The organism is Aliifodinibius sp. S!AR15-10 (assembly GCF_031569985.1).
GTDB lineage: Bacteria > Bacteroidota > Rhodothermia > Balneolales > Balneolaceae > JAMQKA01.
In genome coordinates, this window is the sequence record NZ_JAMQKA010000001.1 from 26673 (window position 1) to 40492 (window position 13820).

General features: G+C 46.6%; 7 protein-coding genes and 1 pseudogene. 3 read left to right on the forward strand and 5 right to left on the reverse strand.

Annotation, left to right across the window (positions count from 1 at the left end; translation table 11 throughout):
- The first annotated feature begins 909 nt into the window (after positions 1 to 909).
- Positions 910 to 2181, forward strand: coding sequence for an IPT/TIG domain-containing protein (locus NC796_RS00145; RefSeq protein WP_310681115.1), 1272 nt, complete (start codon positions 910 to 912; stop codon positions 2179 to 2181).
- 532 nt (positions 2182 to 2713) lie between these two features.
- Here the strand turns inward: NC796_RS00145 and NC796_RS00150 are convergent.
- From NC796_RS00150 to NC796_RS00165, 4 genes and pseudogenes are all read right to left on the reverse strand, one after another.
- On the reverse strand, positions 2714 to 3109 hold the full coding sequence (locus NC796_RS00150) for a hypothetical protein (protein WP_310681116.1): 396 nt from the start codon (positions 3107 to 3109) through the stop codon (positions 2714 to 2716).
- 45 nt (positions 3110 to 3154) lie between these two features.
- The gene (locus tag NC796_RS00155) at positions 3155 to 6250 is read right to left on the reverse strand and encodes a hypothetical protein (protein ID WP_310681117.1); all 3096 of its coding nucleotides are present in this window, start codon (positions 6248 to 6250) and stop codon (positions 3155 to 3157) included.
- A 1082-nt stretch (positions 6251 to 7332) separates the two neighbouring features.
- Positions 7333 to 8660, reverse strand: a pseudogene (locus NC796_RS00160) (IS1182 family transposase).
- A gap of 830 nt (positions 8661 to 9490) precedes the next feature.
- Entirely contained in the window at positions 9491 to 9658 is a 168-nt protein-coding gene (locus NC796_RS00165; RefSeq protein ID WP_310681118.1) for a hypothetical protein, read from the reverse strand.
- 353 nt (positions 9659 to 10011) lie between these two features.
- Here NC796_RS00165 and NC796_RS00170 point away from each other — a divergent pair, with 353 nt between their 5' ends.
- A complete protein-coding gene (locus NC796_RS00170; RefSeq protein ID WP_310681119.1) occupies positions 10012 to 11736 on the forward strand; it encodes an SWIM zinc finger family protein in 1725 nt (574 codons plus the stop codon).
- 51 nt (positions 11737 to 11787) lie between these two features.
- Here NC796_RS00170 and NC796_RS00175 read toward each other — a convergent pair whose 3' ends face one another.
- Positions 11788 to 12135, reverse strand: a complete 348-nt coding sequence (locus NC796_RS00175; RefSeq protein ID WP_310681120.1) for a DUF3024 domain-containing protein — start codon at positions 12133 to 12135, stop codon at positions 11788 to 11790.
- A gap of 238 nt (positions 12136 to 12373) precedes the next feature.
- Between NC796_RS00175 and NC796_RS00180 the strand changes: the two genes are divergently transcribed.
- Positions 12374 to 13813, forward strand: a complete 1440-nt coding sequence (locus tag NC796_RS00180) for a sugar porter family MFS transporter (RefSeq protein ID WP_310681121.1) — start codon at positions 12374 to 12376, stop codon at positions 13811 to 13813.
- The last annotated feature ends 7 nt before the right edge of the window (positions 13814 to 13820 follow it).

Below are 13820 nucleotides of genomic sequence, written 5' to 3' on the forward strand. Positions count from 1 at the left end.
TTTAACAGGCTTCGAAAATACTTGTCTCAAGATGAGACCTGAATTTGTTTAATACGAGATGCTCGTACAACTCTATAATTTATCGCAGATGAGAGGTTAATTCGAGCCCCGACTTCAATAGGTTTTTCAAATTCCAGTCTTATATGGTAATAACGGATTTAAATAATAAAATAAAGATCTCCAACTCTTGGGAGTTCTTATATAAGCGAACCTACCGCCCCCCGCGCGGGAGGCAATTTTATATAACTCTAAGTCTATCCCAGGCTAACAACGGGGTACTTCGAGAGGCTCATTTTCGGAAGATGCGAGTTAATTAGGTTTTTAATCAATCTCTTAAGTAAGGAAGGTCACTTCCTTCTAGCTCACTATATTACTGACGGTGGCGTCTTTGACAATCTTGGATAGGCAATGATTTTCGCATCTTATACAACCTCGGGCTCGGACCTGAACTTCCTTATAAACCCATAAACTCGGTGGACTAGGAGGATCTCCACAAATTCCATCTTACATAATTACAAATGATGCCTCAGCATCTTGTGATGATGCCAAGGGAAATCGATTTTTATCAGTAGTCTTCCGTGCTGCTCGTGCTACCGATTCAGATCCTGGAGCGTTGGAATATGTCGGTGAAATTGAAGCAAAGGGATAAAGACGTGAGTCAATACTCACTGAGGTTGAAAAATCACAATTTAATCGTCAAGAGTATCTGTCAGAATAACATAATAAGTCTGAGTTTTTAATTGTTTGCAATGGACGTAAGTGCTCCGGTTCTTGGTGTCATTATGGTGCCCGTGTACATTGCCAAATGCAACAGAGTTTGAAAATATTAAGCTACTTCCCCTTTTTCTTTAAAATATTTAACAATTTAAAACAATAAATGCTATACTTTTAACTTTGTACTTAAAAAGGATGGGGGGAGAAGATATGAATGGAGAAAGATTATTTGATCTTATCATATGGGCTTTTATTGCAGTAATGGGTTTAGTTGCTGCGTATGTTTGTTTTGGCATATTAAGTTCTGAAGCTAGCGGCCAGTATCAACAGTACTCCGTAGGTGGTGCAATTGCTGGTGCCTTAGTTTCTTGGAGCGTACTAACTACAGTATATCTGCAACTGCGAGGATCTAGCGAAGAATTAAAAGAGCTACGTAATCGAACTGAAGAACTTCAACAAAAGTTGATTCGTGGAGCTCCCCGTCCTCCTGGATTCATAACCGAAGTGGATGAAAGACAACGAATTGTCCTTGCTCGACCTGAGGTATGGCAACCCAAAGGTGGTACTATATTTGATTTGGAATTAGCTAGTGAAAAGATGGGGAAAACTGATGAATTCGCTGCTGCTTTCCGATGTTATTTTCTTCCCATCGATAAGAATTCTACTCCATCCCAAAAAAAATACTATGAAAACGAGCTGAAAGAAGCAGAAAAATATTCTGATTTAATAGTCTCTTTTAGCCATGAACTTGTTCAAATAGGTGATGAAATGGTAGGAGTCGAAAGCTTGAAACTCTTACTGCATCATTTTGTAGAGACGACAATTACCAAATCGCGTGATACTGGGCGAATTGAAAGGAATTGGCATACAATTTCAAAAGTAAGAGCAACAGGGAAAATTCATTATATTACTCCTTCTCGACTAAAAGTTAATAAGCCAGAAGAACTTTCCATCTCAGGTTTTGGATTTAGAAAAAATTGTTCTGTTTATATAAATGGAGAGAAAAGGGATACTCAATTTATTGATAATAATAATATCAAAGTGCAACTTGAGAAGGAGGATGTATCATATTCTAAAACACTAGAAATCGCTATAGAAAATCAGAATACGAGAGGATTGAAATCTGATACTTACACAGTTCAGGTTGATCATGAAATGAATTTTGATAAAACTGAAACTGATGATGAAATTGAGGACGGTTTTGATCAGCAAAGTATGGAGCAACAAGCACCTGAGGAAAGTTTTAAGAAAAAAATAACTGAAGAATCTGACTTAAATGAGAATCAAGATATACATGAAGATGTTAAAAAAACTTTAATTCAGGAAGTAGCCCGAATGCGGGTATTATGTTACCATGAGCAACTCAAAAAAATATATATTTTTGAATTTTGGGATGATATTAAAGATTTTCAAAAATCCAGTGCAGAATTCAATCGAGTACTGGCCTCAACCCGATTTTTAGAATAACTAAAAAACTTCTTCACAGACATTTTTGCAGCTTTAGCAGTCTAAATAAATTGTAAATTAACTTTGATCCTATCTACGTTCTGTTCCCATGAAGCTAAACCATACCATCGTGTTTCTATTTCAACCTCATATTGGAAGATATCTCCATCTACCCCCCCCCACTCAAAAAAATGAGTAGTTCCAGTTACGGATTTTAGATGAGACCACCACTCCATTCATAGAGTATTTTTTCTTTTTCTAATAGCTTTAACCCAAAAACCTCTAACAGATTCAAGATTGAAATAATTTGCTAGGTATATAATTTTTTATGGTAAGTAAAGAGTAGAAAGGGATATTATTGTAAATTAGGGGTGGTATCTTAGTCCATGCACATATATTATAATTGTTTTATCGCTCCGTCCAAAAAAACACCGTGCAGAACCATGTCGGTAGCCTTACTTGAATATCTATCAAGTATTTAGTGCGACTGGCACTCGCTATGTCAGAGTCGAAAGAAAGCTTTCCGGTCTTCGAACTACGTCGTTGGCTTGCCTCATTCAATCGGGCCGTCGCCAAAGAATCGGTCTATAAACCGGGTGTTCTTGGGCAGGCGCTGCGGGTCGAGCTGATCGAGCATCTCGAGGTCGAACCGGCGAGGAAGGCGCAGCAGCACTTGTTCTCCATAGCCAAATTCGATACGACCCCGCTGTGGCAGCGGCTCGTCAAAGTAGGAATTGACGCTTAGGCCGTCCTCGGCGATTTCTACGAACCGGGAACGTAGTTCACCGACTTGCACAAACGGGTCCTCGGCGCGATGCGGAAAAGAGGTACCAGTGATCTTGATGCGTACAAGCAGGCTCGGCTCTTGATTGACATTACGGAGCACGTGACGTGCTTGCCAGTCTAGTCGTTTACTTTCAATCGGGAAGTCGATTAAGTCTAAGAACATTACTGTTTCCTCCTTTTTAGGGTGTCTTTTCGCTTTATCACAGGACTACTCAGTGAACTCAACGCTGTCAATCTCCACTTCACCGGTCCCATTAGCGCCAAAATCGAACGTAAGACTTTCGATTTTCGTGAGATCTACCTGATCTGTGCCCACCACTTCGATGATGAAGACGTGCAGCGGGATACGTACGGTATTCATAGCGGACTTGGTATACTGCGCGTAATGTCGAGACTGCGGTTGCGGTATTTCCTGGAACTTGCTCACCTTGATTGAGCGACTGTTGCCCGTGGTATCATTAAGCGTCAGGTAGAGATCCTGGGGCCCTGCCGGGTTCGAAGCGCTTCCAACTTTCTGGGTAATACGGAAACTGACGGCGTTGTAGGCCGTAACATTCTGATGTGCCGACGGGACGTTGAAGCGGAGTTCGTCGGAAGTATTATCCCAGCGCAACAGCAAGCCAGATGTGTCGTGGGGGGATTGATTGTCGAGGTTGAAAAGCTCATTCTCTTGCGGGTTAGCCGGGAGCGTACTACTGTCGGTGACGGCGCCCCCTATAGTGCTAGTCTGCCAGCTCGTCGCCGTGTGTGCCTCCTCAAAGTTGTCCACTTCACTTCGCGTGGTGTCTTCGTACTGGACGTACAACTTCACAGCGCCGCCATCGGCCAGTTCGACGGCTGAAGGTACCCACTCGTCCCTGAAAATGCCTTTCCACTGGGTCTCATTCTTGAGATTCTGCCGGAAAAAGGCAGTCATATAGCCTTTGGCGACCTTCTGGTGCGCATCGGCCGAAATCAGTTTTGGCATATCGGTCGGACCGATTTTGCCAAAGTAGAGGTCCGTATCACCCCATACAGTGTTGAATCGGCCGTGCGTGGCGCCGTATACGAAGACCATGCTTTTCTTCGCTCCACTGGCGCGGTCATATAGGGCAAAGCCGGTGTTCCATGGATTGCCGCTCCCACCGGCTACGTCACCGTCCATTGCGCCGTACACGACGAGGTAGGGGGTGGCCCAGGTGCCGCCGAGGTTCTCACTGGTATACTGGTCGGTCGGGGCCAGCGAGATGACGGCATTGATGTTGTGACCGAGGCTGTCCTGATGGTTGAGCCGCGCGGCGATGGCTACGGCCTCCCCGCCCCGGCTGTGCCCCATAATGCCAATGTTATTTGCTGCGTTCGATCCAAACTTGGCATTGAGCAGAGTCAAATGTTGGAAAAGCATCCGGGCGCGGCCCGTTCCATGCATGCCGGGGTTCAAGTGAATGCTGGCGGCGATGAAGCCGCTCTTGGCTAAATGCTCCAGCAGGTAGTTGTAGCCGAGATAGCTAGTCGTGACGCTGCTATTGCCGTGTACGATTACCACCACTGGGTAGCTCGACTGTGCCGTGCTAATTTGCGAGACCATCGTCGCACCTGCCACGTCGGACGGGAAGTAGACAATGGCCCGGCGATCCACGGTGACACTGTCATAATCATCGGTAACTGTTACCGGGCCGTCGTTGTATTGAAAACTTCCACAGTTTGCAAAGGATGTATCCGTCGTCGGATCGGGTACTACACGAAAGCCGGATACAAAGTAACCATCGATGAGGTCCAGCGGCGGGTCGAAACTGTCATCCGGAGTGAATGCAGACAGGCTGGTGGCATCATTACCAAAATCCGCCACAAGGTCGTATTCTCCTTCGATTGTGGCGTTGGGCCAGAGCAGGCGATCGTTATAGTTGATACAACCGGGCTGAGTGACGAACTTTAACACAGCTGGGTTGCCACCGAGCACCGGTAGATGAGTTAAACTGGAGTCGCTGCTCCACGCCGTTGGTGGTTTGTGTTGAATCACATAAAGTGCCACTGCCTTGCCGATTAGGTTTGGATCCAGAGCGGCCGGGTCCAGTGCACCCCAGACGTCATCCCCCACTTGAAACGTATCGACGTACTGGAAATAGGGTCTGCCGCTAATATGCCGTCCACTCATAGGTTGGGTGTTGACGCAGCCACCGAGGACGGTCTTGCTCGCCATAAATTCCTCTCGGACCACCAGTCCGGTGACGGTGCGGGTCACCAAGTCGTTTTCGCGGAGTATGAAGACCTCATCGTCTTCGTAGCCGTACCGCAGCGGCCGGACAATAAAGTCGTAGGCACCCGGCGCCAGTTCGTCTGATTGTGCCACCACCGCTTGAAAGCGCCTTGCTTCGACCTCTACGTCTACAAATGCGGGTCGGCCGCCAACTAGGTGCACCGGGGCAAAAGGATCACCCATGCGCCAATTCCGCTGCCGGGGGACCATGTAAACGCGGACACGCCCTTCGAAAGGTACGTTGTAACCCGAAACGCGAGCGCTCCCCTCGTTGACTACGAAACCGTTGACTACACGGCCCTCTTCGTCCGTGCCGAGCACGAGGGGGCGGCTGAACGTGTCGGCTATGCGCACCTCGTGTTCAAAGGCTGTTTGATTTCCAGTGCCCACGGCTAGATTCAGGCGGTGTCCTTGCCATCGTTCTTGTGCCTGCTCGACCGTCAACGCTTCGTCGGTGCGGGGATCAGAGAGACCGAACTGTGGCCAGAGTACTGCTCCCTCGATGACACCGTCACGATTGCTCATCAAACGGCTTGTAAATAGCTCATCTCCATCTTCACTCTGAAGGATTACGTCGTGGGCGGTTGCCGGCTGAAGCCCCTCAATTTGGACTGTGAGCGCCTCGCCGACGTCAAAATCGGTCCTCTCGCGACCTCGATCGTCGAGCAGTTGCACGCGGCGTCGGGGTAGGAGATCGTCCAGGTCCTCACGGGGGATACGGACTTCAAATACCTCGTCTTCCCCAGCACGCCAGCGTACGGCGTCCTCGGAGGTATACAACAGTCTCTCCTCGTCTGGCGTATAGACCTTGAGGTAAATGTCAGGATTTCTATCCAGGAACTCTCGAAAGTCCCCTGACTGGCTCGAGATAGAAAAATGACCATCGTCCCCAGTGTATGCGGTTCCCATCAAGTCATCGAACAGCAAATCTTTGTCGTAGGCTTTCACGAAAAGCCCAGAGATACCAACACCAGTTTCGGCCTCATTGACCACACCACGAATTACGAACTTGATCATTGCTATTCCTCCGTTTTGTTGAGAAATGAATCGAAAAATGAGCTTATTCATCAATGACGTCCCAAAAAAGACAGATTAATGCATTATTGATAGTCTCATGATGTTCATTCCGAACTGGTCACACTGCCCCATGATCTTCCGTTGAAGACGAACAAGCCTCCATAAAGTATTCATCGCATTATCAGGACTCTTCGATGAGTCTTCGCAATAACGATGCAACCCCAGGCTGCTGCAATACCGCGAGGTCGTGCTCAGTTAAAATCTAATCAATCTAAATCGGGCTTGCCCACCCTCAGTAGAACTAATTCAAAGATCTGGCCTATGGCAGAGATCCTCAAATTATTTACACCTTTTTTGCACACTCTAAATTAAATTTACTATATATTTAAAAGTAATTATTAGAAACACACTACCTAAATTTACTATCGGATTTTTCGAATTTAATTTTACTAGCAGTTTATTCTGTACTCGATGTCGCTTTGAACTGCGTTCTAGCTATGTCTCACATACCCAATTCTGGACTACACTCATAATCGAATAAAACTTTTCAGCCCACATCATTCAATATTTAAAGGTCCGCAGGCAACACCTGGATCAAATAGGCGGGGTACTTCTTGAGGATCATTTCGGAATGATTCGAGTCATATACATTCTGTTAAAGGACTATCCTAATTAGCTTTTAAAATCATAATGTCAGCTTCTTTCGCGTTAAGTGGGTACAAAAGTTGAAAAGATTTTTTTCGAATCCCTTTCTATGTGTTTTAAACCATAATTAAATCCTTTCACCAGTGACACTCATAGTTGGTACATTAGTGGGTACACACCTGTAAAAAATAGACCTATGCAGACCATACACCCAATTATGAACTACACTCATAATCGATTGGTCGCAGGCTCAAATCCTGCCGGGCCCACTTTTCTTTTCTCACTTTTGAAAAAGTCACTTGATATAATCCTGTCACGTGACAAAAACACCCAACAAGATTTTAAATAATCAGGAACTAGGAGTTTGTCGGACTAAGTGGATATGTGGTCTTTGGTTCACCCTGTCCCCTTAACTTTTGGGGTGTCATTTGCTTGTTGTTGGTAATTATTCTGTGTTCCATTTTTAGATATTTTTCTTCCACCAGTCCTTAACCCGCTAATGCGTGCATGCGCTTCAGGTTATAGGCACATTTAACCAAATTCCACTCTCCGGCCACTTTCCTCAGCCCCCGCAGGCTAAACTGCCGGAACCCGATAGCATGTTTTATAATCCCAAAGACCGTCTCCACGGTCGCCTTCCGGGGTGGACAGCCGCCAGGCCATCTGCTCGGAGTCGGTGGCCTGTTCCGGAGGCGGCTCCGGATCGGCCAGGCGCTCGTCCCAACGCTGATTGTGTTTTTGGCGACCGGTCGCCAGGTAAGGGATTAGTTCTCGGTCGGTGGCTTCAGTGATATTCGCTTCGCTGTAATACCCGTTGTCGGCAGTAATGCGTTTGGGCTTCCCCACCTGCTCGGGCACCGCTTCCAGCTGGTTCATCATCGGTTCCAGCTCCTGTTTGTCATTCGGAGCCTGGCTGATGTGACCGGCCACGATAAGGTGACTATCCATATTCAACCGCTATCTGCCCATTCCAGGCTTGCTGCCAACCCTGGTTGCTGGTCAGCATAATCCGGGAGGCCGGGTCGGTGAAGTTGACCTGGTCTTTGGCCCGCGGGCCCGGCTTCGGGGGCTTGGGCTTGCGCCCGGGTGTCTTCTTACCGGTACGTTTTTCCTTGGCGCGGCGGACGGCCATTTTTTGCTCATATTCGGCCTGTTCGGCCTCGTAGCGAGCCTCGGCCCGCTCGGCAATCATCTTTTTGGCCTGCTTGATTTTGGCCAGCCGGTTCTGGCAGCGGGCCAACTCTTCGGGGAGCCTACCGGCTTCCTCCTCGGCCCGGTCAGCAGCCTCAGCGGCTTCCAGCAGCTCGGCCACTTCCTTGCTGAGCTGGTCTTCCAAGCCGCAGACCCGATCCCAGCTCATCGCTTTATGTTTGGAAGCGTTAGCTTTGAACTTACTCCCGTCAATACTTACATCCCCCAGATCGGTCAGTCCCATCTGGGCCGCGATCCGCAGAATCTGGGTAAACAGATCGCTCAGCGGCCCAAAAAATCGCTTGCGGAACGTGCAGATTGTGTCGTGGTCGGGATGCTGATTGGCCGCCACATACCGAACCGCCACCGACTCATAGGTGGCCGTCTCGATCTTACGGGAAGAAAACGTCCCACTTGCATAGCTATAAAACAGCAAGGCGGTCATCATTCGCGGGTGGTAGGCATCCGAGCCGCTACCGGTGTAGGAAGATTCCAGGGCCGACAGGTCCAACTCATCGACAATTTCGACGACAAACCGGGCCAAATGATCTTCCGGAAGCCACTGATCAACTGAGGGCGGTAACACATAGATGGTATCACGATCCACTAACTTAAAATTCGCCATCACAAAACAAATCCGTTTGTTTTTAAGAAGTTGCCTCAATCTAGGAAATTATGCCCGGAAAGTCCGATAGACTCCTAGGGATTGTCTACCCTACTACCGAGCTTTAAATCCATTACCTTGGAATACCCTCCCTTATCTGGCTCGTATCTGAGAACATTCAATTCCTTTACCAGGAAGGTATTTTGATAGGATTTCAACAGATAACTGGCGTAAGCTGATTTTAAAACCTCAGGCTTAAGATTTTTTGCGATGGTAAGATGGTGATTATTGAACACAGTACATTTCGCGCCCAGCCTGAGTTGTACTTTACTGCGAAGAAAAAATTCAGGGTTTTCAGCTCTTCAGATTGCTCGACATTTAGATAGATTACGTTGCTAATAAGAAAACAACCGAATCCGTTTAATTTCATTACAAACGGATCTATTTCACACAAGCTGTTTTGTAATGACAAGAACACCTTATCCTGCCTTCCAGCATTGGGAAGTGACTGATTGTGAGATTGGTTTGGAGTATCTGCTTTCATAAGAACCACACATTTGGTAAAACTCCACCTTGAGATCACTGGCATAGGCTACGATATCGGAAGGTGGAATAATGACAATCAAAAACCGAAAAGTTTGATCTTGTCGTGTTGATGAAATAAAGATTGTTCCCTCATATCGATACCATTTGTAATCATCTATTGAATGCCAACAAATTTTTTAAATACCTGATATTAAAAATGAAAATTGTTCTCTCAATGGGTCGAACGCATTGAATCATTTTTGGGATTCCTGAAAAGATATAGGTGAATTTTCCGACTCCTACAAAAAGAACGGGAGGGATATTTATTATAGTTGGTACAATCCAAATCCTGAAACAAATCTAATAAGATGAAATCCCAAAAAACTACTCTCCACATCCTTCCACGAGCGAGAGCCCAGGTTATTCCAGCTGATCAATGACAGATAGGCTCCTTCCTCCCGGCTGCCCACACTGTCGGCATAGGCTTCCAGCATTTTAACAGCATCCAGAAAACCGGTCCCTTTGAGTAGTGGTAGTAGCTGTCGACATCGTATTGTTGGACATCCGAGGGATAAGGCTTCGTGCCGTAATTGGGAAAGTTAAATGATGTGGCCTCCATGAGTCATTCAACATCTGCTAAACTCCTCACACATCCAGCGGGGTATCGGACGTGGACCGGCACAGATAAGCTCGGGGAATCTCCAGAATATTTCTATATTCGTCGTAACAAAGGTTGATGTTTCTCCAGAAATACTCAGGGATTGGCGCAAGGACTGTTTTAAATATCAGACATCATAATTACTTAAAAAGGCTCAAAAAAAGAAGCTAATAAAACAATTTAAATAGTATGAACCTGAACGACTTCGAACAACAGATCGATCCTAAAATCGTAGACAGAGGATACAACTATTTTTTCGACGACCTGGTGGATGGACCAGAACTAATTGATGAGGGGGTATGGCTGGCCACGGTCTACGGCAGCGAAAACTACCGGGTGGAGATCCAAACCGATCCGCAAAACAGCCGGGCGATTACAAACTGGCAGTGCGACTGCCCCTACGACTACGGGCCGGTCTGCAAGCATGTGGTGGCTGTCCTGTATGTGATGACCGAACGAGAACATTCGGACCCAGCTTATCTCAAAGAACAAAAGAAATCAACACCGAAAGACAAGATTCAGGAAATATTCAAAAATACCACACAGGAAGATCTGCAGGCATTTATAAAGGACTGTATAATATCAGTAGACGGTTTTAAAAACCGGTTTCTGGCCCATTTTACTGATCGTCTGGATGAAGATCCGGATCGGCAGTATCGCAGTATCATTCGCAATTACGCAAAGGCGGCGCAGGACCGGCATGGATTTATCGATTACCGTTCTGCCCCTACGCTGACACGCCCCTTGTGGGAACTAAATCAAAAGGCCAACGAGTTGCTGGACGCCGGAAAATCCGTCGAAAGTATGGCGCTCTGCCAAATCCTGGTTGAAGAAATTGCCGAAGTAATCCAGCATATGGACGATTCCGACGGGGGAGCTGGTAATGTGGTCATGCAGGCTTTTGATACACTTGACGGGATTGCAGGGGACGGTTCTTCAGAAATAAAAAAACAGTTGTTCGAATGGTGCATGCAGGAGCTCCCTCTCCAGAAATATCATGACTTCGGTTTTGAAAGCCACTTCCTGGAGTTGCTGCCGCAGCTGGTTTCCTCTCCCGAACAGGAAGAGCAATTTTTCGACCTGCTGGACCGGCAGATAGAGCGTGAGAAAGAAAGCCGGTGGCCCGACTATGGCGTGACCCAATTGATCAAGGCAAAGATCGAGTACTCCCGGAGACGGGGGAGAAAACAGGAAGTCCTGGAACTGCTGAAGACCCACAGCCGATTTCCCGACTTCCGGGAGCAGCTGGTAGACCAGGCCCTGGAAAACGAAAAGTTTGAAAGAGCTAAAAATTTGTGTCGGGAAGGTATTGACATTGCCAAAGAAAACAACCATCGCGGGATCGTCAGCCGCTGGCAGGAAAAACTCTTTCAGATCGCCAGACAGGAAAACGATGTGCCGGCAATGCGTAAGTGGGCAGAAACGCTATTTTTCGACAGCTATGCCACCATGCAGTGGTACCGTGCCTTAAAAGCCACCTACTCCAAACAGGAATGGCCTGAAAAATGCGAGGAGCTGATCGACCAGATCAAAGGTCCGGATCAGCGAGGTGGATACGGACAGGCAACCACACTGGCACAAATTTTTGCAGAAGAGGATTATACGGACCGGTTATTGAAGCTCCTGCAACTCAATACCAAGGATATATCATTTGTAGATCATTATGCCGGGATACTGAAAAAGGATTATCCGTATAAATTGCTGGACCTTTACGAGCAGGGCATCGCCGAACAGGCCCAACAGACTGGCCGGAAACAGTACCGGCAGATAGCCGGCTGGCTCAGGAAAATGAAAAAAATCACGGGTGGGGACGAGAAAGCCCTCGAACTCTTCAAACGCCTCTTGAGACAATACAACAATCGTCCAGCCATGAAAGAGGAATTTGAAAAGGCCTTTCCGGAGTGGAGTAAATAAATCAGTGGTCTTGTTCAGTACGTTTCCACCTCCAAACGGAGTTTGTATAACTCATCCCCAAAAGCAGGCCCGGGGATCTTCTTTCAGCTCATCGATAAATTCTTCCAGCCTGTCCGTTTCTGGCAGGGGATCATAGATGTGCCAGTTCATATCGGCCCGTTGCCAATAAACCTTCCATATTCTCCGCCTTCGCACCCAGGTGATTTTGGCTGCTGGAATCTCCACTTTTTCTTCAGGCTGGTTCCATCTCGGTCGTAGTGTATAAATAATGATACTCTGATTGTTGATGGTGTAACCGATGTCAAGCTTCGGGCGAATCTCTTCCGGCGGTCGTTCTTCCACTATAAAAGATGCTACCATCGGCTCCCACTGTTTTTGTTCCTCTTCTGTAAATGCCATGGTGTTATGATTCTTTAAATATCTCAAATAAAATCGAATACGCATTGAAACCTTCACCTTCAGTAAAGGCCAATGTTATACTAATATTAATACTTGGGCTTTATTCATAATATAATCTATGATAATCATAGTTTAATCTATACAATACTTTTAATTCAGCTATTACATTGATTAACGCCATTTGGGGAATGGACAATAATAGTGATTTTACATGAAGGGAAATCAAACTGTTGAAATTATGAATTCAAAATCAGTGCAAACAGAATCCCCCCTAAAAAAGGTTGAGTTCAAGTTTATTTATATCGTTGGGATCTCTCTCATATCAGCTTTGGGTGGTTTCCTTTTTGGGTATGACTGGGTGGTTATCGGTGGCGCCAAGCCATTCTACGAAGCCTATTTTGACCTTACCTCCTCCTTTGAAATTGGATGGGCTATGAGCAGTGCTCTTGTCGGATGCCTCATCGGGGCCGCTCTGTCAGGATATATCACCGATAAATATGGCAGGAAAAAGGTACTAATATTTTCAGGACTTCTTTTCACTCTTTCCGCAGTTAGCACAGCGCTTTCGGAAACCTTTTCACTGTTTATTTGGGCTCGCATTCTGGGGGGAGTTGGCATTGGGCTGGCTTCGAACGTTTCCCCAATGTATATCGCAGAAATTGCTCCAGCAAAATATCGGGGTCGGCTGGTCTCTTTAAACCAGCTGACCATTGTCCTTGGAATCTTGGCTGCCCAAATCGCAAATTGGCTAATTGCCGAAACTGTACCAGGCGATGCAACTCACAGCTACCTTCTAAATTCATGGAATGGGCAATATGGCTGGCGCTGGATGTTTGGAGTCGAAGCGATCCCGGCATTCATCTTTTTTGGCATGGCCTGGTTTGTTCCAGAGAGTCCCCGCTGGCTGGTAAAACAAAATTTGACTGACAAAGCCCGCCAGGTTCTTCAAAAAATTGGCGGACCAACTTATGCGAATAATAAACTCATTGCTGTTAAAGAAACACTTGAAAAAGAAGACCAGAAAGTATCCGTCAGTGAACTCTGGAAACCTTCCCTGCTTCCCATCTTGGCCATCGGGGTAGGATTAGCCGTATTCCAGCAATGGAGTGGTATCAATGTCATCTTCAATTATGCCGAAGAGGTATTTACCAGTGCCGGTTATACCATAACCGACATGCTATTCAACATAATAGTAACGGGTACGATTAACCTGATTTTCACTCTGGTGGCTATGCAAACCGTAGATAAATGGGGCCGAAAAAAATTGATGTTGATCGGGGCAGGCGGACTCTCCGTGACCTATCTTCTGTTGGCGTTCTTCTATTACACCCAAATACTCGGGATCCACATGCTGATCCTGGTCGTCACAGCCATTGCCCTCTACGCCATGTCGCTGGCCCCGGTAACCTGGGTTATCATTTCTGAAATATTCCCCAACCGCATACGGGGAGCGGCGATGTCAGTATCTGTCTTTGCACTATGGGCCGCCTCCCTGGTACTTACTTATACATTCCCCATTCTAAACCAGGGGCTTGGGGAAGGCCCCAAAGGGACCGCTTTTACTTTCTGCGTTTATGCAGGAATCTGTGTCTTGGGATTTATTTTGATCTACGCAAAACTTCCGGAAACAAAAGGGAAATCCCTGGAGGAGCTTGAGCAAGAATTAATACAAGAATAGAATCACA

What these genes read in the sequence shown, in the direction of transcription:
- NC796_RS00150 (WP_310681116.1), bottom strand. Translation starts at nt 3,109, where the DNA reads ATGTTCTTAGACTTAATCGACTTCCCGATTGAAAGTAAACGACTAGAC.
- NC796_RS00170 (WP_310681119.1), top strand. Translation starts at nt 10,012, where the DNA reads ATGAACCTGAACGACTTCGAACAACAGATCGATCCTAAAATCGTAGAC.
- NC796_RS00165 (WP_310681118.1), bottom strand. Translation starts at nt 9,658, where the DNA reads ATGCTGGAAGCCTATGCCGACAGTGTGGGCAGCCGGGAGGAAGGAGCC.
- NC796_RS00175 (WP_310681120.1), bottom strand. Translation starts at nt 12,135, where the DNA reads ATGGCATTTACAGAAGAGGAACAAAAACAGTGGGAGCCGATGGTAGCA.
- NC796_RS00145 (WP_310681115.1), top strand. Translation starts at nt 910, where the DNA reads ATGGGGGGAGAAGATATGAATGGAGAAAGATTATTTGATCTTATCATA.
- NC796_RS00180 (WP_310681121.1), top strand. Translation starts at nt 12,374, where the DNA reads ATGAATTCAAAATCAGTGCAAACAGAATCCCCCCTAAAAAAGGTTGAG.
- NC796_RS00155 (WP_310681117.1), bottom strand. Translation starts at nt 6,250, where the DNA reads ATGAATAAGCTCATTTTTCGATTCATTTCTCAACAAAACGGAGGAATA.